Raw genomic sequence first — 25,188 nt, 5'->3', positions numbered from 1 at the left:
TTCAGTTTCTGGATCCGGGCTGATTACCGCTTAGTGTCCTGCACCCGTCAGTGTCCTGCCTGCGCCGGAATGGCCGGGAGCCGAACAGCCCCTTGCCTCAGCTGCCGGCGACGATCACTTCGGTGCCGTTGGCCTCGAACGCTGCCTTGTCCCGGGCGGAAATCCCGGCGTCGGTGATCAGCCGGGTGAAGTTGTACCCGTCCATGGTGGCGAAGGCGCGCACCCCTACTTTGGAGGAGTCAGCCAGCACGTAGGAGACGCGCGCCCTGCTGGCGAGCAGGGCGTTGACCGAGGCTTCGCCCTCCCCCGTGTTGGTTGGCCCCACTTCGGGATCGATGCCGTTGACGCCGATAAAGGCAATGTCCAGCACCACCTTCTGCATGATGATGTCCGTGTACGGCCCCACCAGTTCGTACGAGCGGGGGTTGAGGATGCCCCCGGTGACCATCACCTTGATGTTGGGCCGGACCGCCAGCTGCCCTGCGATGTTGATGGCGTTGGTCACCACCGTCAGGGTGGGCTGGTTGGACGGCGCGTTGAGGTCCTCGCGGGTGGCCAGGATCTGCGCCAGGGCGGTGCTGGTGGTGCCGCCGCAGAGGCCGATCACGGCCCCGGGGGCAATCAGGGCAGAAGCGGCCTGGGCGATCTGTTCCTTGGCCTCGGCATGGTCGTCGCGGTTGTACCGGCCCGGCAGGTCATAGGCGAGGGCTCCCGTGGTGGCGCCGCCCCGGGTCCTGGTGAGCAGCCGCCGCTTGGCAAGACTGTCGAGGTCCCGCCTTGCGGTGGCAGGCGAGACATTGAGCGTACTGACGATCTCGTCGACCTCCACCTGGCCGGTCTTGGCCAGGAGGTCAAGGATTGCCGTCAGACGGTCGGTGCGGGTCATGCAAGGCCTCCAAAAGCTCCCGCCACCGGGCTGTGATGACGTTTTCTGATCATAACAGAACCCTAATGATCAACTAACGTCAGTTGATCGGCCACGAGCTACCGCTCCCGCCGGCCGGCCCGCCATACAGCGTACGTCAGGGGCATGCCAGGCCGGTAGGCGAGATGGGTGGCCGAGGGCGCGTTCAGCAGGTGCAGGTCCGCGCGGTGTCCGACGGCGACCGACCCCACCGCACGCTCGCCGTCGGCGTCGTTGCCTTTGTCCTTGTGGAGGGCCAAGGCGCCGCCGTACGTCGCGGCACGGACGGCTTCATGGACGCTGAGCCGCATCTGCAGCACCGCAGTGGTGACACAGAATGCCATCGAGCTTGTGTAGGAGGTGCCTGGATTGCAGTTGGAGGCGAGGGCCACCTGGACCCCGGCATCCAGCAGCTCCCGCGCGGGCGCAAGTGGCTGGCGCGTGGAGAGGTCGCACGCCGGCAGGCAGGTTGCCACGGTTCCGCGCGTCCCCGTCCCGCTGCCGGCATCCCAGCCGCCCCAGGTGCCGGCCAGCGCATCCACATCCTTGTCCGCGAGGTAGTTCACGTGGTCCACGCTGGCTGCTTCGAATTCAACGGCGAGCTGCACGCCCGGGCCTTCACCGAGCTGGTTCCCGTGGACCCGCAGCCCCAGCCCCGCATCACGGCATGCCTGCAGGACCCGGCGGGACTGCCCGGCCGTGAAAGCCCCTTCCTCGCAGAAAACATCGGCCCACTGCACGTAGGGCCGGACGGCGGTGAGCATGGGGCCGCACACGAGGTCCGTGTAGGCATCCGGGTCCTGCCCGGAAGGGACCAGGTGCGCCCCGAGATACGTCACCTGGTCCGCCACGGTGGAAGCTATGCGGGCACTTCGGGCCTCGTGTTCCACGTCGAGGCCGTAGCCGGTCTTCGTCTCAAGGTAGGTGGTCCCCTGCGAGACGGCCTCGGCCACGCGGCCCAGGGCCAGGCGGGTGAGGTCGAAATCGGAGGTGGCACGGGTGGCGTTCATGGTCACCGCAATCCCGCCGGCCGAGTAGGACTCCCCCGCCATCCGCGCCTCGAACTCTGCCGTCCGATCACCGGCAAACAGCAGATGGGTATGGGAATCCACCCAGCCGGGAAGCAGGGCCCGGCCGCCGGCGTCCACGGCGTCGTCCGCGGCCGGGGCATCGGCTGCTGGACCGATCCAGGAGATCCGCTCACCTTCGACCACCACTGCGGCGTCCGTCAGGACCCGGTGCTCCAGGTCCTGCGTCATCAGCTCGGCGATATTGGTGATCAGCGTACTCATACAGCCATTGTTCAGCGCCGGACGGACCAGCGGGTGGCCGCCAGGGCCTGCGCTGTCCGGGATGCCGGACCATCCGTGCCGGCTGCGGCAGCCGCACCGCCCTTGCCGGCCAGGATCTGGGCGGCCGCGAGCTCAGCTATGGCCGAAGAGGTCTGGAAACCGTAGCCGCCCTGGCCGGCCAGCCAGTAGAAGCCGGGCGCTTCGGCGTCGAACCCTGCCACGGGGACGCCGTCGGCAGCTTCCGTCCGCAACCCTGTCCACGCCCGGCGGATGTCCTTGATCCCGAGGGTGGTCACCTGGTTCAGCCTGCCCACCAGCCGCTCGATGTCCCCCGGCCGCGGACGGGCGTCCTCCGGCCCGCTCGGTTCAGATTCAGATGGCGAGATCAGCACGTCGTCCCCATCCCGGCGGAAATAGAACGTGTTGTCCGCTGCCGCCACCATGGGACAGCGTTCAGGCAGGGGATGTTCGACGGCGGCAATCGCCGCGGTGCGCCGGTACGGCTGCAGCCCCAGCTTCTCCACACCGCTGATGACGGCGAGCTCGTCCGCCCACGCTCCGGCGGCGTTGACCAGGACGCCCGCCTGGAAGCCCTCCGTCCCGGCACCCACCTGCCAGCCGGAGCCAAGGCGCTGCGCGGTGTGCACCCTGGCGCCAGTGATGATGTCCGCTCCGGCAGCCGCAGCGCGCTGCCGGTGGTCCTCCAGGAGCAGTGGCGCATCGCATCCGTAGGACCCGGCGTCCAGTCCTGCCGCCTGGAATGTGCCGGGGACCAGCGCCGGGCACAGTTCCAGCGCTTCAGCGGGCGTGATGGGCTGCATGTGCCGGCTGGCTTCGGCTGCCACTGCTTCCTCGGAGCCGATCAGCATGAAGCTGCGCGGCGTAAGGACTGGCCGGGGCAGCTCTGCATCCCGGGCGGCAATCAGCTCAAGTGTCCGCACGGTCAGTTCCTGGACAACCGGCGGGCCGTAGCTGGGGATGAACTGGCGGGCCGAGCGGGAGGAAGTGTGGTACGCCAGCTCCTGCTCAGCCTCTACCAGCGCCACGCTGCAACTGTCCGCCAGCGCGGACGCCAGGGACAGTCCGGCAATGCCGCCGCCCACGATCAGGACATCGTAATGTGCTGCCATTTCTCCATCCTCGCAGAGTTGGTGCCCGGCCTTTCCTGTCTTAGCCTGCCACTTCCGCCCGGCTGGCGACGAAGGCACGCACGCAGGCTTCGACGTCGTCCGCTGAATGCGCAGCTGAAAGCTGCACCCGGATACGGGCGGCACCCCGCGGAACCACCGGAAAGCTGAACGCGGTGACGAAGACGCCATGCTGCAGCATCCGGTCAGCGACCTTGGCAGCCATCACGGCGTCGCCGAACATGACCGGAACAATGGCATGCTCGCCGGGCAGGAGGTCAAAGCCCTCCTCCGTCATCCGGCGCCGGAACAGGGCGGCGTTTCCGAAGAGCGTGCGCCGCAGGTCCGCCGAGTTCTCCACCAGGTCCAGCGCCTTGATGGTGGCGGCGACGATCGCGGGGGCCAGCGAATTGGAGAAGAGGTACGGGCGGGCCTTCTGCCGGAGCATTGCCACCACTTCGGCGCGGCCGGACACATAGCCCCCGGATGCTCCGCCCAGCGCCTTGCCGAACGTGCCGGTGTAGATGTCAACGCGGTGCGAAACTCCTGCGTGTTCGGGCGTTCCGGCACCGGTGGCGCCCATGAAGCCTACGGCGTGCGAGTCGTCAACCATCACCATGGCGTCGTACTTCTCGGCGAGGTCGCAGATGGCTTCAAGCGGGGCAAGGTAACCGTCCATGGAAAAGACCCCGTCCGTGACGATGACCTTGCGGCGGGCGGGCTGGTCCTGCGTGGAAGCCTCCACAAGCTTCGCCTCCAGGTCCGCCATGTCCTGGTTCGCGTAACGGTAGCGCTGCGCTTTGCAGAGGCGGATGCCGTCGATGATGGACGCGTGGTTCAGGGCATCGGAGATGATGGCATCCTCCGGCCCGAACAGGGACTCGAACACCCCGCCGTTGGCGTCGAAGCAGCTGGAGAACAGGATGGTGTCCTCGGTGCCCAGGAACCGGGAGACGCGGGATTCAAGGGCCAGGTGCAGGTCCTGGGTGCCGCAGATGAACCGCACGCTTGCCATGCCGAAGCCGCGTTCATCCATGGCGTCCTTGGCCGCGCGGATGATGTCCGGATGGTCCGCCAGGCCAAGGTAGTTGTTGGCGCAGAAGTTCAGCACGTCCGCGCCCTGCTGCCCCATCTGCCCGGCGGTGATGTGGCTGGACTGCGGGGAACTGATGCTGCGTTCTGTCTTGAAGAGGCCCGCGCTGCGGATGTCCTCCAGCTCTGTGCGCAGCTGGTCCTTGATCGAGGTGTACATGGCGTTCCTTAGAGTTGGGTCCAGTCGAGGACAACTTTGCCACCTGTGCCGCTGCGGGCAAGGGCGAAGCCTTTTTCCCATTGGCCGGCAGGCAAGGTGTCAGTAACGACGGCGGAAATTCCGGCGTGCAGTACGGGGTTGGAAGAGAGCATGGCGCTCATGGCGTACCAGGTCTCATACATTTCGCGGCCGTAAATGCCTTTGAGCGTGAGCATGTGGGTGACCACCTTGCTCCAGTCGATGATGATGTCCTGGCTGGGCAGCCCCAGCATGGCGATCCTGCCGCCGTGGTTCATGTTGTCGATCATCTCGGGCAGCGCGCCGGGGTGGCCGGACATTTCCATTCCGATGTCAAAGCCCTCGCGCATTCCCAGGCTGCGCTGGGCGTCGCGGACGCGGGTGGTGGAAACGTCGATGGCAAGGTCGGCGCCCAGCTGGCGGGCAAGCTCCAGCCGGGGGCGGGACACGTCGGTAATGGCGATCTTGCGGGCACCGGCATGGCGGGCGACGGCGATGGCCATCAGGCCGATGGGGCCGGCGCCGGTAATGAGGACGTCCTCGCCCACCAGGGGAAAGCTCAGCGCCGTATGCGTGGCGTTGCCGAAGGGGTCGAAGATGGCGCCGAGCTCCGGGGTGACCGAAGGGTCGTGGTGGACCCAGACGTTGGTCTCGGGAATCACCACATACTCCGCGAAAGCGCCGTCCCGCTGCACGCCTACGCTCACGGTGTGGATGCACATCTGGCGCCTGCCGGCCCGGCAGTTGCGGCAGATGCCGCAGACAACGTGGCCTTCGCCGGACACCCGGTCGCCCACCTTGACGTCGCGGACGTCTTGGCCAGTCTCCACTACTTCACCGTAAAACTCATGGCCGGGGATGAGGGGAGCTTCAATGATCCCCTGCGCCCAGGAGTCCCAGGACTGGATGTGCAGGTCCGTGCCGCAGATCCCGGTGGTCATGACCCGGATCTTCACGTCCGCGGGGCCGGCCTCGGGTTCGGGGCGCTCCACCAGTTCGAAGCCCGCCTGTGGGCCGGCCTTGTACAAAGCCTTCATCGGCTTCCTCACTCTTTGTCTGTCTCTGGCATGTCCTGCCTTCCCCATTACAGCGAGGGGAAAGCTTTAGCACAACAGTGGAATTCTCAATCGACGATGTAGCTTGCCTAATGCGTAGACTGGCGGGATGGAAATCCACCAGCTTGAAATCCTCCGGGAACTCGGCGCCTTGGGAAGCGTCAAGGCCGTGGCCGATACCCTCATGGTCACCCCGTCCGCCGTCTCCCAGCAACTGGCGCTGCTGCAGCGGAAAATCGACGTTCCCCTCACCCGCAAGGACGGCCGCAACCTGGTCCTTACCGAGGCAGGCCAGGTGCTGGCCGACGCCGGGGCAGCCGTCGTCAGTGCCATGGCCGACGCCCGGGGCGCCATCGGGAACTATCACGGCTCGTCGGCCGGGCGGGTGACCCTGTGCGGGTTCCACAGTGCCGGCCAGGCGGTGTTCGCTCCGTTGGCGCGGATCCTTGACGCCCCGGGCCAGCCGCGCATAGAACTCTCGGATGAGGACGTTGCCCAGCAGGACTTTCCCGCCCTGACCGCACGCTATGACCTGGTGCTCGCCCACAGGATGGACCACAGCCCGCGGTGGCCGGCAGAGCGCGTCACCGTGATACCACTGGCGCACGAACCGCTGGATGTGGCCTTGCCGGCCGGGCATCCCCTCGCGGCCAAGGCTGCGGTGACGGCGGACGACGTCGGCGGCGAGGCCTGGGTGACCAGCCACACCGGTTACTCTCCCGCCGACGTGCTGTCCGCCGTCGCCGCGGTTTCCAGCCGTGAGCCGAACATCGTCCACCGGATCAACGACTACTCCACGGTGGCGGCCCTGGTTGCTGCCGGCGGAGTGGTGGGCCTGCTCCCGAGGTACACCGCCGGCCCGGTGCTCAACCCGGACATCGTGCTGCGGCCGCTGGCTGGCATCAGCACCCGGCGCCGGATCGACCTTTTGGCCCGGCCGGAGAACCTGAAGCGCCGTTCGGTCACGATCGTCTCCGAGGCGCTGCAGAAGATCATGGCCGGGCTGGTGGAACGGGGCTGACCCAACTAGGTAGCGCTAAGTGTCGTTTTGAGGGGTCAAAACGACACTTGCTGCTACCTACTTTGCATGGCGTTTACCGTGGCCTTTTTCGTGGCCCCGGCCCAGCCCGAGTCCCGGACCGTCACCGGCCCCTTCAACAATCCGCCCGGCCGTGGCCTGGTCCCCATTCCTGACGCCGGAAATCCGGACCGTGTCGCCGGCGGCGATGTCCGCGATGGTTCCGCCCGTCGGCTTAAGCCGCTTGCCGCCGTCGGGCGTTGCCGAAGAGCCGTTGGCGGCGGGGGCAGGTACCTGCTTGATCTTCGTCTCCGCGTTGACAGCGTAGGTCTGCGAGTAGCCGTCCTCGCTCTTGACGGTGATCGAGGTGTCACTGACTGACTCCACCGTGCCGCGCTGCTCGAGGACGGTCTGGAAGGTGCCGTCCGCTTTCTTAACCACGCCCTCGCTGTGCAGGTGCTGCGGCCGCTGGGTCTTGTCCGGTTTGGCCGGCCGGTTCTCCTGCCCCGGCGCCGACTGCGACGGGGAGGGCTGCGGCGAGTCGGCGGCCCAGGCAAAGGCGACCCCGGCCCCCGTCAGGGTCAGGGCCACGGCTCCGGCGAGCAGGGCCTTGCGGATCTTCAATGCATCCCTGACGGACATGTCCATTCCTCCCACACAGCATCTCCCACAACACCGGCCTGCTTGTTCCTCGAAGCGGTGTCCTGCGGTTCAGTGTAGGACCGCGGCCGGCCAGTGAACATAAGTACTTTCGCGGCGCACGCACCTGAGTACTTAATACAAAAACCGGGTAGCGCCAAGTGTCGTTATGGGAGCCCATAACGACACTTGGCGCTACCCGGTTGGGGTGGGAGGGCTAGACGGTGACGCCCAGCTTCTCCAGGATCAGCTCGCGGACGCGCGCGGCGTCGGCCTGGCCGCGGGTAGCCTTCATGACCCCGCCCACGATCGCGCCGATAGCCTGGACCTTGCCGCCGCGGATCTTGTCCGCGACGTCGGGCTGCGCGGCCAGGGCGGCGTCGATGGCTTCCAGCAGGGGCCCGTCGTCGGAAACAACGGCCAGGCCGCGCTCCTCCACGATCTCCGCCGGCGTGCCTTCGCCGGCGAGGACGCCGTCCAGCACCTCGGAAGCCATCTTGTTGTTGATCTGGCCTGCCTCCACCATGCGGGCGAGCTCCACGATGGTGGCGGGCTGGACGCCGAGCTGGCCCGGGTCCACGTCAGCGTTCTTGGCGCGGCCCACGATCTCGCCCATCCACCACTTGCGGGCCACGGAGGCCGAGGCTCCGGCGGCGATGGTTTCTTCGATCTCGTCCATGACGCCGGCGTTGACCACGTCGCGGAATTCGAGGTCCGAGTAGCCCCAGTCTGCCTGGAGGCGCTTGCGGCGGGCGGCCGGCGGCTCGGGCAGGGTGGCCCGGAGTTCCTCAACCCATTCGCGGGAAGCCACCACGGGAACCAGGTCCGGTTCCGGGAAGTAGCGGTAGTCGTCGGCATCGGACTTGGGCCGGCCCGAGGTGGTGGTGCGGGTGTCCTCGTGCCAGTGGCGGGTTTCCTGCACCACGGGGTTGCCGGCGTCCAGGACGGCGGCGTGGCGCTGGATCTCGTAGCGGACGGCGTGTTCGACGGCGCGCAGCGAGTTCACGTTCTTGGTTTCGGACCGGATGCCGAACCTTTCCCGGCCATGCGGGCGCAGCGACACGTTGGCGTCGCAGCGCACGTTGCCGCGTTCCATCTTCGCGTCGGACACGCCCAGGTTCTTGACGATCTCGCGGACGGCGGCAACGTAGGCCTTGGCCAGCTCCGGGGCGCGGGAGCCTGCCCCCTCGATGGGCTTCGTGACGATCTCCACCAGCGGAACGCCGGCGCGGTTGTAGTCAACCAGGGAGAAATCGGCCCCGTGGATGCGGCCGGTGGCCCCGCCCATGTGGGTCAACTTCCCGGCGTCCTCCTCCATGTGCGCGCGCTCGATTTCCACGCGGAACACGGTGCCGTCGGAGAGCTCGATGTCCAGGTAGCCGTCGTATGCGATGGGCTCGTCGTACTGGGACGTCTGGAAGTTCTTGGGGGTGTCCGGGTAGAAGTAGTTCTTCCGGGCAAACCGGCAGCTCTCGGCAATCTTGCAATTGAGCGCCAGGCCGATCTTGATGGAGGACTCCACCGCCGTCTTGTTCACCACAGGCAGGACGCCCGGCATGCCAAGGTCCACCTCGTTGACATTGGTGTTGGGCTCGTCGCCGAAGACGTTCGGGGCGGAGGAGAACATCTTGGTCTTGGTGTTGAGCTCAACGTGGACCTCGAACCCCAGGACGGGATCGTACTTCTCCATGGCCTCTTCAAAGCTCAGGATTGCTTCAGTGTTCATTATTTTGCCTCCTGGCTTCCAACAAGGGTTTCAACGGGCCCAACCGCCGAGGCGGCCAGCGCCGGGGCCTGGGCCAGCAGCGGGCCGCCCCACTTGGCCTCCAGCAGCGACTCCAGGACGGCGCCCACGCGGTACAGGCGGGCGTCCTCGCGGGCAGGGGCCAGCAGCTGGATGCCCACGGGCAGCCCGTCCTCGTCCGCCAGGCCGCCCGGCAGGGAGAGCCCGGGAACGCCGGCGAGGTTGGCCGGGATGGTGGCGACGTCATTGAGGTACATGGCCAGGGGATCGTCCAGCTTCTCGCCGAGGCGGAAGGCCGTGGTGGGGGCCGTAGGAGAAATCAGGACGTCCGCCACGGTGAACGCGGCGTCGAAGTCGCGCTGTACCAGGGTCCGGACCTTCTGCGCCGAGCCGTAGTAGGCGTCGTAGTAGCCGGCGGACAGGGCGTAGGTGCCCAGGATGATGCGGCGCTTCACCTCATCGCCGAAACCGGCGGCGCGGGTGGCACCCATGACGCGTTCGATGGTCATGGGGCCCTCTTCGGGGAGGACGCGCAGGCCGTACCGGACGCCGTCGAACTTGGCGAGGTTGGAGGACGCCTCGGAGGGCATGATCAGGTAGTAGGCGCCCAGGGCGTACTGGAAGTTGGGGCACGAAACCTCAACGATCTGCGCGCCGGCCTCCTTGAGGAGTTCCAGGGCGTCGTTGAAGCGGTTCTCGACGCCGGCCTGGTAGCCCTCGCCGTGCAGCTCCTTGATGATGCCGATCCGCAGGCCCTCAACGTTGCCGGTCTTGGCAGCGGCGACGAGGTCGGCAAGCGGGTCCGGCAGCGAGGTGGAGTCGCGGGGATCGTGCCCGCCGATGACCTGGTGCAGGAGCGCGGAGTCAAGGACGGTCCGGGAAACCGGCCCGATCTGGTCCAGCGAGGACGCCATGGCGATGGCCCCGTAACGGGAAACGCTGCCGTACGTGGGCTTCACGCCCACGGTGCCGGTGACGGCGCCGGGCTGGCGGATGGATCCGCCGGTGTCGGTGCCGAGGGCGAGGGGCGCCTCAAAGGCGGCGACGGCGGCCGCGGACCCGCCGCCGGACCCGCCGGGAATGCGGTCCAGGTCCCAGGGGTTGCGGGTGGGGCCGTACGCGGAATGCTCGGTGGAGGAGCCCATGGCGAACTCGTCCAGGTTGGTCTTGCCCAGGATGGGCATCTTCGCGGCCCGCAGGCGTTCGACGACGGTGGCGTCGTACGGGCTGTGCCAGCCTTCGAGGATCTTGGATCCCGCGGTGGTGGGCTGGCCGATGGTGACGATGAGGTCCTTCACGGCGATGGGCACGCCCGCGAGGACATGCAACGCTTCGGCCTCCGCACCGCCGGCGGCGCGGATGGCGTCCACCTCGGCGGCGACGGCGAGCGCTTCCTCTGCATTGACGTGCAGGAACGCGTTGACGCCGCGTTCACCGCCGTCCACCTCCGCGATCCGGTCCAGGTACGCCTGGGTGGCCTCGACGGAGGTGACCTCGCCGGCGGCGAGCTTTTCGGCCAGCTCGGCGGCGGAGAGGCGGATGAGTTTGTTCGTGTCAGTCATGGGTTTATGCCTCATCCAGGATTGCCGGGACCTTGAAACGGTTGTCTTCGGAGTCGGGCGCCCCGGAGAGTGCCTGTTCCGCCGTGAAGGTGTGGCCCACAACGTCTTCGCGGAACACATTGCTCAGCGGAATGGGGTGTGAAGTGGCCGGGACGTCGTCGCCGGCGGCCTGACTGACGGATTTGACCGAATCAACAATGACGGCGAGTTCGCCGGCCATCCTGTCCAGCTCTTGGTCACTCATCTCAATGTGAGCGAGCCGCGCGAGGTGCGCGACGTCGTCACGGTTGATCGCAGCCATGGATCTCCCCTGCAAAGTTTGAATTGATTTCCGATCCATTCTAGTGGGGAAACGATGATGCCCGTCTGACGACCCCCAGCGGGCGTCAGACGGGCACCTTCTTGCCGGGTCCCGCCACGAATGGCGGCAGCACGGCAGCTACAGACTAACCGATTCCAATGGCTCCAGTCAGCATGCCAATTCCCAGCATGACCAGGGACACTACGGCGCTGCGCCACAGGACTTTCTTGTGGTGGTCGCCGAGGTCCACCTTCGCCAGCGATACCAGGAGCAGGATGGCGGGAACCAGCGGGCTCTGCATGTGGAACGGCTGGCCGGTGATGGAGGCCCGGGCCATTTCGGCGGCGGTGATTCCGTAGTGGCCTGCGGTCTCGCTGAGCACGGGCAGGACGCCGAAGTAGAAGGCGTCGTTGCTCATGAAGAACGTCATGGGGATGCTGAGGATGCCGGTGATCACGGCCATCAGCGGGCCCATGCTGGACGGGATGATCTGTACAAGCCAGGCGGACATCGCTTCCACCATGCCGGTACCGGTCAGGACACCGGTGAGCACGGCTGCGGCCATGACCATGCTGACCACGGCAACGATCGACGGCGCGTGGGCCACGATCTGCGTGGCCTGGTCCTTGACGCGGGGGAAGTTCACCAGCAGGGCGATGGCCGATCCCACCATGAAGACGTAGGGCAGGGGCACGAGATCGGCGATGAGCATGCCCATCACGGCCACCGTGAGGGCCAGGTTGAACCCGAACAGTTTGGGCCGGAGCGTGGAGCGGTTGGGGTCCAGGGCCGTGTCAGCCAGCCCGGCATCCTGTACGTCCTGCGAGCGCTGTGCGTCCTGGGGAGTTTCGGTGCGGTCCAGGACGGCAACGGAGGACCCCTCCGGGGACACACCGGCCGGGGCTGCTCCGCCGGGGTTGGTCTCCTTGCGTCCGCGGGCGGTTCCCGAACCACTGGCCCCACCGGAAGGCTGCGTGCCGCCGTCGAACCCTTCGGCGGTTTCAGGGACAGACCAGATTTCCGGCGCCGTGGCGCGGAGGCGGTTGCGTTCCTGCAGTCCCAGGACCCAGGCGAAGGCCATGACCACGGCGACGCCCCCGAGGAGGGACGGGATCATGGGGACGAAGACGTCATTGACGTCGATCTTCAGGGCGCTGGCGGCGCGGGCGGTGGGGCCGCCCCACGGCACGATGTTCATGGTGCCGTTGGCCAGGCCCGCCACGCAGGTGAGGACCACGGGGCTCATCTTCAGCCGCAGGTAGATCGGCAGCATGGCTGCGGTGGTGAGGATGAAGGTGGTGGAGCCGTCGCCGTCAAGGGATACAGCTGCGGCGAGGATGGCGGTTCCCAGGACAACCTTGGCGGGGTCATTGCCCAACTTGCGGAGGATGAAGCGGACCAGCGGATCGAAGAGCCCGACGTCGATCATCAGCCCGAAGTAGATGATGGCGAACATGAGCAGGGCTGCGGTGGAGGTCATGGACTTCATGGAGTCCATCACCATGTCGCCGATGCCCAGGCCGGCACCGGCAAAAAGGCCAAAAACAGTGGGGACGATGATCAACGCCAGCACCGGCGTCAACTTCTTCGTCATGATCAGCACCATGAATACCGCGATCATGGCGAATCCAAGTAATACCAGCACGGCCGGCTCCTTCTTGTGAACAGCGGCACAGCGGTGTGACGCGTGCTACAGACTGTAGGGTGGCCGCCGTCACGGCAGTGCCTTTGGCTCAATTGATTGGCATACTGCTTATTGGGAGCATTTTGCTCATTGTGCTCACGTCGGTTTGTGTTCACTGCGGTCCGGCCACCTGCAGCGGGTCGGCACTGTGCCGCCCGCTCGATTCAAGGAGGATCATGCAGCGCCCTGCGCCCCGGCCGCCGCTGCGGTTCTCCACCCAGACCCTCCTGCTGCAACTGTCCGTGGTGCTCCTGGTTGTCCTGTTCAGCGCAGCCGTCCACGCCTGGCTGACCTATGACCGCGCGGGCAGCGAGGCGGAAAACCGGGCCCTGACCCTGGCCAGGACGTTAGCCTCGGACGCCTCAGTGCGGGCGGACGTGCTGGCAATCAGCCAACAGCCGGGTACTCCCCCGGCCGCGGAACTGGCCGCGGGTCCCCTCATGGAGGCAGCCGAAGCCGCGCGGGCCCGGACCGGCGCCCTGTTCGTGGTGATCACCGATGAGACCGGCCTCAGGCTGGCCCACCCGGACCCGGAGCGGCTCGGCGAAAAAGTCAGCACCGATCCGTCCGAGGCCCTGGCAGGCCGGGAGGTCACCACCCGGAACACCGGAACGCTGGGCCCCTCCGCGGGGGCGAAGGTTCCCGTCTACGCTCCGGACGGCACCACCGTGGTGGGCGAAGTCAGCGTGGGGTACTCCATGGAAACCGTGGGACAGAGCCTGGCCCGCGACATCGGCCCGGTGGCCGTCACGGCGGCCGGCGCGCTGCTCGCCGGCGTGCTGGGTTCGTTCCTGCTGCGCCGCCGGCTGCAGCGGCTCACGCTGGGGCTGGAACCGGAGGAGATCAGCACGCTGGTCCACGACCAGGTGGCCGTGCTCGAAGGCGTTGACGACGGCGTGATCGGCGTTTCGGCCGACGGCCGGATCAGCGTGTTCAACTCCGCTGCGCAGCGGCTGCTGGGGTTGCCGGACCTGGCCGGAAGCCGCTGGGAGGAGGCGCCGGTTCCGGACCAGCTGAAATCGCTGACCCGGCCCGGTTCCGGCGGCCCGGAGGCACTTGAGCTCGTGGCGGGGGGACGGGTGCTGGTGGCCAATGCCCGCAAGGCCCTGCACCGGCGGGAGGACCTGGGCTGGGTGGTGATGCTCCGGGACCGCACGGAACTGCAGCAGCTCACCAGGCAGCTGGACGCCGTGGGAACCATGTCCACGGCGTTGCGGGCCCAGCGCCACGAGTTCGCCAACCAGCTGCACACCATTGCCGGCTTCATGAGCATCGGCCAGCACCAACAGGCCCGGGAGTACCTCGGCCGGCTGGCGGCCACCGGCCCGCTGAAGTTCCCGGTAGACCAGGCGGAGCTGCTCCAGGACCCCTACCTGCAGGCGTTCGTGGGGGCCAAGGGCGTGGAGGCGGACGAGCGGGGCGTGGCGCTGCGGATCGGTCCGGAGACCCTGGTCCGCGGGCAGGTGGCCGAGCCCCAGGACGTCACCACCGTGCTGGGCAACCTGATCGACAACGCGGTCAACGCTGCGGTGGCCGGCGCTTCGGAGGACCGCTGGGTTGAGCTGGAGGTGCTGGACGAGCCGGACGACGACGGCGGCACCCTGCACATCGTCGTCGCCGATTCAGGTGACGGGCTGGCGGTGGGAACGGACCGGGAGGCCTTCTTCGCCGAAGGGTTCAGCACGGCGTCCGGACCCGGACCCCACAGCGGCCGCGGCGGCGGCCAGGGTTTTGGCCTGGCGTTGGCACGCCAGCTGGCGAGGCGCCGCGGCGGCGACGTCAAGGTGCTGGATCCGGGCACCAAGGGCGGGCCCGGCGCAGTCTTCATGGCCACACTTCCGCGGACCACGGCAGCACGGGCCGGCCGGAACACCACGGGGCAAACCGGAAAGGACACCAATGCCTGAAGACTTTCGGGTGCTGATCGTTGACGACGACTTCCATGTGGCCAAGCTGCACGCGGCCTACGTGGATTCCGTGGCCGGGTTCCTGGCACTGGCGCCGGTGGGCACTGTGTCGCTGGCCCTGCAGTCCATCCACAGCCTGCGGCCGGACCTGGTGCTGCTGGACGTCTACCTGCCGGACGCCTCGGGCCTGGACCTCCTCCAGCAGCTGGACGTGGACACCATCGTGCTGAGCGCGGCCTCCGATGCCGCCTCCGTCCGGACGGCTTTCCGCCGCGGAGCCTTGGGCTACCTGCTGAAACCGTTCACGTCGGAGGCCCTGTCCCGGCAGCTGCGCTCCTACGCCCGGTACCGGCGCCTGCTGGGGCAACCCGGGGCGCTGGACCAGGACGCGGTGGAGCGCGCCAAACGCGCCCTGATCCCGGGCGACGTCACGGCGTCGCCAAAACCGCGTTCGGCCACGGAGGCCGCGGTGCTGGAATCGCTGGTGCCCGGGGAACAGTACTCGGCGGCCGAGGTGGCCGGCCGGGTGGGCGTTTCGCGCGCCACGGCCCAGCGGTACCTGTCCGCCTTGGCGGACGACGGCGCCGTGGACATCCAGCTGAGGTACGGGACGACGGGCAGGCCGGAGCACCGCTACGGCCTGCCCCCGAGGGCCTGAGCCGGGTGGTCCTGGGCTAGCTTGCGCTCCTGTGGGCAACGAGCTCGATTTCCACGAGCATCCTGGGGTCCAGGAACGGGAGGACGTGCACCAGGGACAGCGTGGGGCGGATCTCGCCGAACACCTCGCCGTGGGCACGGCCGGCTTCCTCCCACTTGCTGATGTCCGTCAGGTACAGCTTGGACTGGACGACGTCCTCGAAGCTGAAGCCGGCGTCAGCCAGGACCTTGCCGAGTTTCTGCAGGATGTACTGGGTCTGGGTGTAGAAGTCCTCCCCCACGATCCCGTCCTCGCCGCTGGCCGCGGTGGCCGAGATGTAGAGGGTGTTGTCCACCTGGACGGCGCGGGAGTAGCCGAGGGTCTGTTCCCAGACGGAGCCGGTGCCGAAGGTTTTGCGCATGGTGGGCCTTTCAATACTGGATTGGGTCGGCACCACTGTAGGGCTGCTACAGGTCCAGCCGGTAAACCAGCAGTTTTATGTCAGTTCCGGGAACCAGCCAATCGCGCTCGGGCACACGGGTAAAGCCAGTCTTGCGGTAAAGGCCGTGGGCGCTTTCCCAGGTTTGCCCGGTGGTAAGCGCGACGGCCCGGATACCGTCCAGTTGCCTGGCGTATTCGAGGATGGCTTCCACCATGGCCTTGCCTGCGCCGGTGCGCTGCACGGCCGGGTCCACCACCAGCATCCGGAACTCCAGCTCGTCATCAAGGGCGATATCCGCGTACGGTTCCCCGGCTCGCGCCAGTGTCACCGAACCAACCACCTTGCCGTCCCGCTCGGCCACCCAGATGGTGGCGTTCGCGGCCCTCAGCGCAACGTCCTGGATTGTGCGCATATAAGGGTGGTCGGCGTCCTCGAAGTAGCCCGCCGCGAGGTAGGAATCACGCGTGATGCGGGCAACGGCGTCGTAATCCGTTGCCACGGCGGGACGGACGGTTATGTGGTGCTGCACCCGTCAATGCTAGTGGTACCCGCCGGTAGCACCCCGCGAAAATCCCCTCTCCGTGACCGAACTATCAGTCAGAGCGGAAACTTGCCGGAGAGCTCCAGCCCGCCGGCGCAGGTCCAGGCGTCCAGGCGCTCCCCGTCGGCGGGTCCGCCCTCCAGCGGACTGGCCAGTCGGGGCCGCCGGACCCAGCAGCCGGCCTCTTCCGCGATCAGTGCACCCGCGGAGAAGTCGTGCTCGTTGAGGCCGCGCTCACCGTAGGCATCGTGGGTGCCGTCCGCAACGAGGCACAGGTCCAGGGCAGCGGAACCCAGCCGCCTGACATCCGCGAAACCGTCCAGCAGTTCGGCGAGGAAGGCGGCCTGCTCGGCGCGGACGGCGGGATCGTAACTGAAGCCCGTGGCCAGGATCTGCCCCTTCCTGCCGGGGACGGGCCCGTCCAGCCGGGTAACCCTGCCGCCTTCCTCAAGCCAGGCGCCGTGGCCCCGGGCGGCGTAATAGATGCGGCCCAGCGCCGGGGCGTTGACGACGCCGGCCAGCCAGGCGCCGTCGGCATCGGCCACAGCCACGGAGGTGGCGTAGTAGACGATGTTGCGGATGAAGTTGGTGGTTCCGTCCAGCGGGTCGATGGACCAGCGGTAGCCGGTGGGTGCTTCCGGCCGGGTGGTTCCGTGTTCCTCACCGGTGATGCTGTCGTCCGGCCGCGCGGCCGAGATGACGTCCCGGACCGCATGCTCGGCGGCAACGTCGAACGAGGTGACCCAATCGCCGGCGTCCCCCTTGTTGCTGGCCTGGAGTTCCTCGGCGTTCCTGCCTGCCAGGACCTGGGCGCCCGCCGCCGCTGCAGCCTTGGCGATCTCCAGCAGTTCCGTGGGGTTGGTCATGATTCACCGCTTTCTTCCAGGGCGGCCGGGCCGCCGGCCAGGAGCCGGCGGAAGCCGTCCTCGTCCAGCACGGGGATGCCCAGCTGCTCGGCCTTGTCCAGCTTGGTGCCGGCGCTTTCCCCGGCCACCAGGTAGCTGGTGTTCCTGGACACCGAACCCGCGGCCTTGCCTCCCCTGACCAGGATGGCTTCCTTGGCCTCGTCGCGGCTGAAGTTCGGCAGGGAACCGGTCACCACCACGGTCAGTCCTTCCAGGGTCCGCGGCATGGACTCGTCGCGTTCGTCCTCCATCCGGACGCCGGCGGCCGCCCAGCGGTCAACAATCTCCTGGTGCCAGTCCTCCGCGAACCATTCCTTCAGCGCTGCGGCAATGGTGGGGCCCACGCCGTCAACGTGTGCCAGGTCTTCCTCTGACGCCTGGCGGATGGCATCCATGCTGCCGAACGCCGTCGCCAAGGCGCGCGAGGCCCGCGGTCCCACGTGCCGGATGGACAGGGCCACCAGCACCCTCCACAGCGGTTGGGTTTTGGCCTTCTCCAGTTCCTTGAACAGTTTCTCGGTGGTGGCCGTGGGCTTGGAGGGGGTTTTGGCCGTGCCCTTGCTGTAGAAATAGGGCACCAGTTCGTAATCGCCGGTGGGGACGCCCTTGGACCGCTTCTCGCGCCGGATCCGGACTCCGGCCAGGTCCTCGGGGGTGAGGTCGAAGAGCGCAGCTTCCGAGGTGAGCGGCGGAACTTCGGGTTCGGCCGGCTGGGTCAGTGCAATGGCAGCCTCCCAGCCGAGGGCCTCGATGTCGAAGGCTCCGCGGCCGGCCAGGTGGAAAACCCGCTCCCTTAGCTGCGACGGGCACGATTTGGCGTTGGGGCAGCGGATGTCCACATCGCCCTCCTTGGCCGGAGCCAGCGGTGTGCCGCAGGAGGGGCATTCGGTGGGCATCACGAAGTCGCGTACCGGCGGGTCCTGCTGGTCGCGGAGGGCAAGGACGGGGCCCACGATCTCCGGGATGACGTCGCCGGCCTTGCGCAGGATCACGATGTCGCCGATCTTCACGCCTTTGGCCTTGACCACGTCCTGGTTGTGGAGGGTGGCCATCTCCACCGTTGAGCCCGCCACTTTGACGGGCTCCATGAGGCCAAAGGGCGTCACGCGGCCGGTGCGCCCCACGTTGACCTGGATGTCCAGCAGCTTGGTGTGCACTTCCTCCGGCGGATACTTGTAGGCGACGGCCCACCGCGGCACCCGGGTGGTGTAGCCGAGGGCCCGCTGGGTGGCGAAGTCGTCGACCTTGATGACGATGCCGTCGATCTCATGCAGCAGCTTGTGGCGTTTGTCCCCGTAGCGCCTGATGAATTCCAGGACCTCGTCCAGGCTCCCCAGCACCTCGGAGTAGGGGCTGACGGGCAGGCCCCAGTCCTTCAACAGGTCATAGGTTTCGGACTGGCTGCGGGCCTTGAGGCCCTCGCGTGCACCGATGCCGTGGACGAACATCTTCAGCGGGCGCTTGGCTGTTTCTGCCGGGTCCTTCTGCCGGAGCGAGCCTGCAGCGGCGTTGCGGGGGTTGGCCAGGGGCGCCTTGCCCGCTTCGATCAGCGCCTCGTTGAACTCGGCGAATTCCTTGGAGGGGATAAATACCTCGCCCCGGACTTCCATTTCTGCCGGAAAGCTCCCGCCGCGGAGCTCCTGCGGGATTTCCTTGATGGTCAGGACGTTGTGCGTGATGTCCTCGCCGGTGGTCCCATCGCCGCGGGTGGCAGCACGCACCAGTTTCCCGTCGCGGTACAGGAGGTTGACCGCCAGGCCGTCAATCTTCAGTTCGGTCAGCCAGGCCGGCTTCTGCGACCCGTTGCCCAGTTTCTCGATACTTGCTGACGCTCTGGTAAGCCAAGCCTCCAGCTCCTCGAGGGAAAAGACGTCCTCGAGGCTGTACATCCGCTGGAGGTGCTCCACTGCTGCGAAGGCGGCCGAAACTTCCCCGCCCACCTCCTGGGTGGGCGAATCGTTGGCCACGAGTTCGGGGTGGAGCGCCTCGATCTCCTCCAGCCGGCGGAAGAGCTCGTCGAATTCCGCATCGGAGACCAGCGGGGCGTCTTCCTGGTAATAGGCAAAGCGGTATTTCCGGACGAGGTCCACGAGGTTTTCGTATTCCCCGCGGACCGATTCGCTGGGGATGGCGTTCGGCTCGACGGGTTCCGTGGTGCGGGTGGCGGTCTGTTCAGCGGGGCCTGGTCCTGTACTCACAGACCTATCTTGCCATCAAGGCAGGTGAGCGGGTCCCCGGTCAGTGCGCCCGGAGGCGGTTCCTGCCCCACCATGCGAAGGATGCGGCGGCGGCGCCCAGCAGCAGGATGCCGGCAATGACTGGCAGGAGGGCGGGGCCGCCACCGGAGTCCCCGTCGGGCGCGACTGCCGCAACCCGCGTGGCCTTGGCGGACTTGGTGACGGGCGTATTCCAGTCCCGCCCGCTTGATGCGCCGGTGGGCGGTGGGGAAGCCGTGAGTCCCGTTGCCGTGGCCGAAGGGGTGGCTGAATCTTCGGCTTCCGCCGACGGGGCTGCCTGCAAGGGATCAGGTTCGGCAGGTGGCGCGACCGAAGGAGCGGGCTGCTCCGGAGGGGCCGGCGCGGGATCGGCCGGTGAAACCGGCGGGCCTTCGGGTTCCTTGGGTTTCTGGGTCCGGGTGGGCTCCGCGGGATTCGGATTGTCTGCGGGATCTTGCCCGCAGAACACGAGGCACAGGCCAGGGGACGTTGTGGACGCCGGTTCGGGTTCCGGGGACTCGGCGGTCGCCGGGCTGGCCGGGAGGAGACACAGGGTGCTGGCCAGGACAGCGGCCGATGCCGTCGCCGAGGCAGCGCGGAATCCTGGTAGGGACGGGAACATTTGCTACCTTTCGACGCGCGCAGTCCCCCCGCTGCGGCTTTCTGGTGTCCCCGGTAGTCTTCTACACCCTCGCCAGGGGCCGCAAATCAGCCGCAATTCACAGGGATCTGCGGCCCCCGCCTGGCACGATCGTCAGTCCCTGTTTTCCGGGGGCAGCGCCACCTGGATTTTCCGTGCCTTGCCGCGTCCCACCACGTAGCCGCGGCCCGGGATGAAGTCCGGGCTGATCCGGCCCAAGGAGGTGTTGAGCAGGCTGTCGCCTTCGATGTCCCCGGGGTTCAGCAGCAGTCCGCGCCGGCCCGATTTGAAAGGCTGCGCGAGGGACCAGGCCGAGGACCAGGTGGAGGTTTCGGACTCCCCCACCACCCACTGGTCGGCCTTGATGGACGCAGTCACCAGCTGCGCCACGCCCGATTCGGCCAGCGTATCCGTGAACTCGGTCAGGCCCTCAATGAAGAAAGCCAGGGAGCCGGGGTTTCCGGAGGAATGTTCAACCAGGTCCTCCACAACCTCCGCGAGATCGTCCGCTCCCACCACGGAGCGGTTCCAGATGGGCAGGGAGGCGACGGCGGAGCGCCGTGCTCCGAGGTAGATCAGCTCGGTGTCCGGGTTGGACCGCCGCAGGGCGTAGGCAAGCGTCACCAGCGCCACGGTGCGGCCCGCTCCTGGCGGGCCCGCGAGGAGCAGCGGGCCCCGCGCCATGATCTCCGCCGGCCGCAGGGTTTCGTCGTCGACGCCAATGATCGGAAGTCCGGTGCTGCCGGACGGCAGGACATCCAGGTCCACCTGGTCCGGAAGCGTTTCAATGCCCGGTGCGGCATCCAGCCCCTGGCGGCGCATGGCTTCACTGAGTTTGTGCACCTCACGTGCCTGCAGCGCCAGGTTGGAGTTACCGCCAAGGACTGCCAGCTGGACTTCCAGCCCGTCCAGGAGTCCACGGCCGGGCGGCGAGGCAGCGGTGAGGACGTCCCGGGGCACGTCCATGGACATGTAGTCGTCCTCGGAGGAGAGGCGGAGCACCAGGCGGCGCTGGATGGAAGCGAGCAAAGAGGCGGGCACGGCGTTGGGCCGGTCTCCGGTAACCACAAGGTGGATGCCAATAGCGCGTCCGTCCGTCGCCAACTGCAGGAAGATGTCCCACAGCGCGGACAGCCTGCTGTGTTCGTAGGCTTCCCGGAACGCGGACATGCCGTCCACCAGCACAAAGATGCGCTTTTCGTCAGGCCTGCCGGCCAGCTTGCGGTACTCGACAATGGTGGACGCGCGGACCTCGGCAAAGCGGGCCGACCGCTGCTCGGCGACGTCCCTCAACAGGCGCAGCAGCCGCCCGACCCGTTCAACGTCGTCGCCGTTGATGACCTCGCCCACGTGCGGAAGTTCCGCCAGCATGCTCAGCCCGGAGGAGCCGCAGTCGATCCCGTACACGTGGACCGGCCCGCCGCGGGGCGTCACTGCGGCGGCAATGGCGATGCCGCGCAGCGCGGCCGACTTTCCCGAACCGCCAGTGCCGTAGATGGCCATGTTGCCGTCCTTGTCCGGCTCGTAGAACACGGTGGGCTGCGCCTGGCGGGCGGGATCGTCGGCCACGCCGAGGAGCAGCTGTTCGTCGGTGCGGGGGTTGGGAAGCCTGGAGAAGTCGTAGGTCTTGGCGAGTTCGTCCAGCCACGGCTTGCGGGGGGCGTTGATGGACAGGGCGTCCGCTGCCCGGACGATGGTGGACGTCATCCTGGCGATGTCGTTGGGGCCGGCGGGCCCGGCCGCTTCCGGTTTCTCCGGAGCCGGCGCCTCCCAGGCGGGGCCGGAACCGAAGGCCATTTCAACGACGTCGATCCGGGGCCGCTGCGGTTTCTCCGTGGTCCAGCCGCCGGCGTAGCCGGTCTGGAAGCCCTGGATCCGTCCCGGGCCGGTCTTGGCCGCACCGCGGCCGGGGATGGCCGGATCGAAGTAGGCGGCATCGGGGACGCCGAGGATGTCCGTGGCGTCGTCCTCATCGGCCATCCGCAGGGCAACCCTGAGGTTGGTATTGGCGCGGAGGCTGTCCTTGATAACGCCGGCCGGGCGCTGGGTGGCCAGGATGAGGTGCAGGCCCAGCGACCGCCCCCGGGCTGCAACATCCACCACTCCGTCAACGAATTCGGGTACATCGTTGGCCAGCGCGGCGAATTCATCGACGACGATCACCAGGTAGGGCGGCGCGTCCGGGTCTGCTTCCCGTTGCAGGGCCAGCAGGTCCTTGGCCTTCTTCCGGTTCAGCAGGTGCTCACGGTTGTGGAGTTCGGCACGCAGTGAGGTGAGGGCGCGCCGGACCAGGTGCGGCGAAAGGTCGGTGACCAGGCCCACGGTGTGGGGCAGGTTGATGCAGTCCGCGAACGCGGCCCCGCCCTTGTAGTCCACGAACAGGAAACTGACCCGGTCCGGGCTGTAGGCGGCAGCCATGCCCATCACCCAGGACTGCAGGAATTCGGACTTGCCGGCACCCGTGGTGCCGCCCACCAGGGCGTGCGGGCCCTCGTTTTTCAGGTCCAGGTACAGGGGTTCAATGCCTTTGGAACCAACCAAAGCGCGGAGGGTGCCGCTGTCCTTCCGGTTGGCCACGGCGCTGGCGTGCACGGAGTTGTTTTCCGTCCAGCGCTCGGCCACGGCCTGCGGGTTGTCCAGGAAGTCCTTGCCGATCAGCGTGGCGTAGGAGACGGCCCGCGGAAGGTCTGAATCGTCGTTCACGGGCTTGCCCACATCCATGATTGGGGCAAGCATCCGGGCAAGCTGGGCGGCCAGTTCCGCGTCGACGCTTTCGCAGCTGACGGGGTATGTGTGCCTGCCCAGGCGGACCTGCCCTGTGGTGGTGCCGTGTTCGCCGTCTACCACCATGAAGTCCCGGCAGGCGGCGGGAAGCGACTGGATGTCGGTGGCCACCCAGACCACATGGACACCGGAGTCCGGTCCCCGTTCCGCAAGGCGGGTGAGCCTGCCGCGGTCCACCGGTGCGTCGTCTTCCACGATCACCAGGACCGCCGGCAGGACAGGTTGGTCCACATCGTGTTTGGCCGGGTCCAGCCCGGGACGGAGGTCCGGGCCTGGGCGTTTGGCAGCGGCTTCCCTTGCGTCGAGCAGGTCCTCGAGCCGGGCCAGCAGCGAGGAGCCGCCGGCCGAACCGGCAGCCAGGTGGTCGCCGGTAAGGGGGCTGTGCCCCGAACCCACGTGCGGCAGCCATTGCAGCCAGTTCCAGCGTTCCCGGGACTGCGCGGATGTGATGGCCGCGAGGACAACTTCCGCGGGCGAGTGGAGGCCCGCAAGCTGCAGCACCATGCCCCGGGCGACGTCGTCCACCAGGCCGCGGGCACCGGCAACGCCCAGGGACCCGGCGGTGCGCAGCTGGGAGACGACGGGAACACCCTCGATGTCGCGGAACTGCTTCAGGCAGTCCTGGATCTCCTGCGCGTACTGCGCCTCGGTGTCGTTGCTTGGCGGTTCCTCCAACAGAACCCGCGAAGGTGACGTGCCCAGGCCGAACCGAAGGCCCAGGAAGCCGGTGTGCTCCGGACGGTGCGTCCACAGCAGCGGACCGAGCTTGTAGATGGCATCCACGGTGTCGCTCACCGAAGGCGCTTCCTGCAGCCGGACGGCACGTTCAACCTGCTGCAGTTCCGTGAGGTCCTTCCGGAAGGCGGCCATGGCGGCCCGGAAGTGCTTGAGCTGTTCCTTCTGCTGGGCCCTGCTCCGCATCTTCTGGTCCACGTAGTGGCCCACTATGAAGAGCGGCATCATCATCATGAACAGCACCGAGAGCGCGTTGCCGGTCACCGCGAAGATCACCGCACCCATCAGCAGCGGGGCGATCATCATGATGTATGGGAACGGGTGGTCCTCGGGGCGCTTGGGTCCGGCCGGGAGGACGCGTTTGGGTTCCTCGAAACGGGGAACCACACGCGGTGACCGGTTGAAGTTCACCAGGGGCGACGTCGGTGCTGCCGCCTGGTTGTGCCCCAGCGGCACCACGGTCACGGTGGTGTCCCCCAGCGTGACCGCGTCCGAGGAGTTCAGGGTGGCGCGGGTGACGGGGAACCCGTCCATCAGCAGCCCGTTGGCGGAATTGGTGTCCACTATTTCCACGCCCTCACCCACTGTGATGCGGGCGTGGCGCTTGGACGTCAGGGGGTCCGAGAGGCGGATGTCCACGTCCCGGTCCCTGCCGATGTAACTGGTGCCGACGGGCAGGGAGAACTCGCGGCCGGCGTCGGGCCCTGAAAGGACGCGGAGGGTGGCAGCCGCGGGACCGCGGCTGCCACCCGGCACGTCGAACTGCGCGCTCACCCGGGCCAGGGAAACCACGGAGCCCGGCCGGAGGCCGGACTCGAGGAGGTTGTCCGTCCGTGTAAGCATGGTCCCGCTCAAACCGGCGCCGACGAACGCCTCTTCGATGCGCAGGGAGAGGTTGTCCGGCACCGGGGTGCCCTTCCGCCCCGGATCCGCGGCCCAGAGCACGGCGGCGGTATCGGCCACGGTGGCCAGGCCGTCCACGGTGACGGCCAGGTCCTTCGTTTCGGCAGGGTCCCGGCGGAGGGTCAGTCGGATCCTCATCCCTCGTCCACGCCCCTCATCTTCTCCAGCAGGTGCAGGTCATCCGGGGTCACCAGGTGCGAGGTGACCGCGTGCTCCACAAGCCGGGCGCGGCGGTTGGTGGCAAGTTTGCCGCCGCCGCCCCGCAACCCGGCCACGCCTACGCGGTCGAGCTTGTCGCACACATTGTCGAGCTTCCGGTTGAAACGGGTCAGCGCCCATCCCAGTGTCTTCGCGGCAGCCGCCGACGAGGGGATGGCGCTGAAGCCGGTCCCTTCCCGCCGAAGCATGGGTTCTGCGAGCGCCACGATGAGGGCCTTCTGGGAATCGGTGAACACCACCGGGCCGATGGTGGTGTCGCCGTTGCTGTCGCCCTCGCGCGCTTCCTGCCGGAAGGAGGGGGTCTTGAGGTGCACGGCAAACTCGTAGGTGGTGGGCCCGGCCGTGAAGATGATGTTCGTGTGGCTGAAGACCAGCGGGATCCGGGCTCCGGGCGACAGCCAGGCCTGCATCCCGCCGGTGGCGTCGGCCACCGTGGCCGAGAGCATGCTGCCCACGTTGCTGAGCCACCAGATCCCGTCATAGCGGGCCACCTGCAGGAACTGACGGTGCAGGTAAGGATTGTCGTCAACTTCAAGGTCGCCTTCGCGGCCGATATTGAAGACGTCCTCGTCCGATGGCTCGTACCATTCGCCACAGAAATCTATTGCTAGATCCCCCATTTTCCGTGCCTCCTCGTTGGGCAGAACTGAGTTGTTTTGGGAG

General features: G+C 67.5%; 20 protein-coding genes. 3 read left to right on the top strand and 17 right to left on the bottom strand.

The window, feature by feature from the left end:
- Positions 1-97: 97 nt before the first annotated feature.
- The 5 genes from C3B78_RS06315 to tdh form a co-directional block, all read right to left on the bottom strand.
- Complete coding sequence (locus C3B78_RS06315) at positions 98-886, bottom strand: DeoR/GlpR family DNA-binding transcription regulator (RefSeq protein ID WP_104997318.1); 789 nt, start codon at positions 884-886, stop codon at positions 98-100.
- A 98-nt stretch (positions 887-984) separates the two neighbouring features.
- Complete coding sequence (hutI, locus tag C3B78_RS06310; protein ID WP_104997317.1) at positions 985-2,196, bottom strand: imidazolonepropionase; 1,212 nt, start codon at positions 2,194-2,196, stop codon at positions 985-987.
- A gap of 11 nt (positions 2,197-2,207) precedes the next feature.
- Positions 2,208-3,326: an NAD(P)/FAD-dependent oxidoreductase gene (locus tag C3B78_RS06305; protein WP_104997316.1), complete on the bottom strand. Its 1,119-nt coding sequence runs from the start codon at positions 3,324-3,326 to the stop codon at positions 2,208-2,210.
- Between the two features lie 40 nt (positions 3,327-3,366).
- Positions 3,367-4,575: a glycine C-acetyltransferase gene (locus C3B78_RS06300; RefSeq protein ID WP_104997315.1), complete on the bottom strand. Its 1,209-nt coding sequence runs from the start codon at positions 4,573-4,575 to the stop codon at positions 3,367-3,369.
- An 8-nt stretch (positions 4,576-4,583) separates the two neighbouring features.
- Positions 4,584-5,630, bottom strand: coding sequence for an L-threonine 3-dehydrogenase (gene tdh / locus C3B78_RS06295; protein ID WP_104997314.1), 1,047 nt, complete (start codon positions 5,628-5,630; stop codon positions 4,584-4,586).
- A 127-nt stretch (positions 5,631-5,757) separates the two neighbouring features.
- Here tdh and C3B78_RS06290 point away from each other — a divergent pair, with 127 nt between their 5' ends.
- Positions 5,758-6,669: a LysR family transcriptional regulator gene (locus C3B78_RS06290; protein WP_104997313.1), complete on the top strand. Its 912-nt coding sequence runs from the start codon at positions 5,758-5,760 to the stop codon at positions 6,667-6,669.
- Positions 6,670-6,726: 57 nt separating this feature from the next.
- Here C3B78_RS06290 and C3B78_RS06285 read toward each other — a convergent pair whose 3' ends face one another.
- The 5 genes from C3B78_RS06285 to C3B78_RS06265 form a co-directional block, all read right to left on the bottom strand.
- Positions 6,727-7,308, bottom strand: a complete 582-nt coding sequence (locus tag C3B78_RS06285) for a DUF5666 domain-containing protein (RefSeq protein ID WP_104997312.1) — start codon at positions 7,306-7,308, stop codon at positions 6,727-6,729.
- Between the two features lie 214 nt (positions 7,309-7,522).
- On the bottom strand, positions 7,523-9,031 hold the full coding sequence (gatB, locus tag C3B78_RS06280; protein ID WP_104997311.1) for an Asp-tRNA(Asn)/Glu-tRNA(Gln) amidotransferase subunit GatB: 1,509 nt from the start codon (positions 9,029-9,031) through the stop codon (positions 7,523-7,525).
- Positions 9,031-10,611 carry an Asp-tRNA(Asn)/Glu-tRNA(Gln) amidotransferase subunit GatA gene (gene gatA / locus C3B78_RS06275; RefSeq protein ID WP_104997310.1) on the bottom strand — a complete coding sequence of 527 codons (1,581 nt, stop codon included), beginning with the start codon at positions 10,609-10,611 and terminating at the stop codon, positions 9,031-9,033. Before gatA ends, gatB begins: the two co-directional genes overlap by 1 nt.
- 4 nt (positions 10,612-10,615) lie before the next feature.
- Complete coding sequence (gene gatC / locus C3B78_RS06270) at positions 10,616-10,912, bottom strand: Asp-tRNA(Asn)/Glu-tRNA(Gln) amidotransferase subunit GatC (RefSeq protein WP_104997309.1); 297 nt, start codon at positions 10,910-10,912, stop codon at positions 10,616-10,618.
- Between the two features lie 145 nt (positions 10,913-11,057).
- A complete protein-coding gene (locus tag C3B78_RS06265) occupies positions 11,058-12,557 on the bottom strand; it encodes a CitMHS family transporter (RefSeq protein ID WP_104997308.1) in 1,500 nt (499 codons plus the stop codon).
- A gap of 215 nt (positions 12,558-12,772) precedes the next feature.
- Between C3B78_RS06265 and C3B78_RS06260 the strand changes: the two genes are divergently transcribed.
- Both C3B78_RS06260 and C3B78_RS06255 read left to right on the top strand, forming a co-directional pair.
- On the top strand, positions 12,773-14,503 hold the full coding sequence (locus C3B78_RS06260; RefSeq protein ID WP_104997307.1) for a sensor histidine kinase: 1,731 nt from the start codon (positions 12,773-12,775) through the stop codon (positions 14,501-14,503).
- Complete coding sequence (locus C3B78_RS06255; protein ID WP_104997306.1) at positions 14,496-15,161, top strand: response regulator; 666 nt, start codon at positions 14,496-14,498, stop codon at positions 15,159-15,161. The genes C3B78_RS06260 and C3B78_RS06255 overlap by 8 nt, the downstream gene beginning before the upstream one ends.
- Before the next feature lie 16 nt (positions 15,162-15,177).
- On the opposite strand, the gene C3B78_RS06250 is transcribed toward C3B78_RS06255, so the two are convergent.
- The 7 genes from C3B78_RS06250 to C3B78_RS06220 form a co-directional block, all read right to left on the bottom strand.
- On the bottom strand, positions 15,178-15,561 hold the full coding sequence (locus tag C3B78_RS06250) for a RidA family protein (RefSeq protein ID WP_104997305.1): 384 nt from the start codon (positions 15,559-15,561) through the stop codon (positions 15,178-15,180).
- 46 nt (positions 15,562-15,607) lie between these two features.
- Positions 15,608-16,111, bottom strand: a complete 504-nt coding sequence (locus tag C3B78_RS06245) for a GNAT family N-acetyltransferase (RefSeq protein ID WP_104997304.1) — start codon at positions 16,109-16,111, stop codon at positions 15,608-15,610.
- Between the two features lie 68 nt (positions 16,112-16,179).
- Complete coding sequence (locus C3B78_RS06240) at positions 16,180-16,989, bottom strand: inositol monophosphatase family protein (RefSeq protein ID WP_104997303.1); 810 nt, start codon at positions 16,987-16,989, stop codon at positions 16,180-16,182.
- Positions 16,986-19,226: an NAD-dependent DNA ligase LigA gene (gene ligA, locus C3B78_RS06235; protein ID WP_104997302.1), complete on the bottom strand. Its 2,241-nt coding sequence runs from the start codon at positions 19,224-19,226 to the stop codon at positions 16,986-16,988. The genes C3B78_RS06240 and ligA overlap by 4 nt, the downstream gene beginning before the upstream one ends.
- A gap of 40 nt (positions 19,227-19,266) precedes the next feature.
- On the bottom strand, positions 19,267-19,548 hold the full coding sequence (locus C3B78_RS19635) for a hypothetical protein (protein WP_158677196.1): 282 nt from the start codon (positions 19,546-19,548) through the stop codon (positions 19,267-19,269).
- Between the two features lie 450 nt (positions 19,549-19,998).
- Positions 19,999-24,444, bottom strand: coding sequence for an FtsK/SpoIIIE domain-containing protein (locus tag C3B78_RS06225; protein WP_104997300.1), 4,446 nt, complete (start codon positions 24,442-24,444; stop codon positions 19,999-20,001).
- Entirely contained in the window at positions 24,441-25,145 is a 705-nt protein-coding gene (locus C3B78_RS06220) for a hypothetical protein (protein WP_104999665.1), read from the bottom strand. Before C3B78_RS06220 ends, C3B78_RS06225 begins: the two co-directional genes overlap by 4 nt.
- Between the last annotated feature and the right edge of the window lie 43 nt (positions 25,146-25,188).

The organism is Arthrobacter sp. PGP41 (assembly GCF_002953935.1).
In the GTDB taxonomy this organism is placed as follows: domain Bacteria; phylum Actinomycetota; class Actinomycetes; order Actinomycetales; family Micrococcaceae; genus Arthrobacter.
This window is presented reverse-complemented; position numbering and strand designations above follow the sequence as displayed.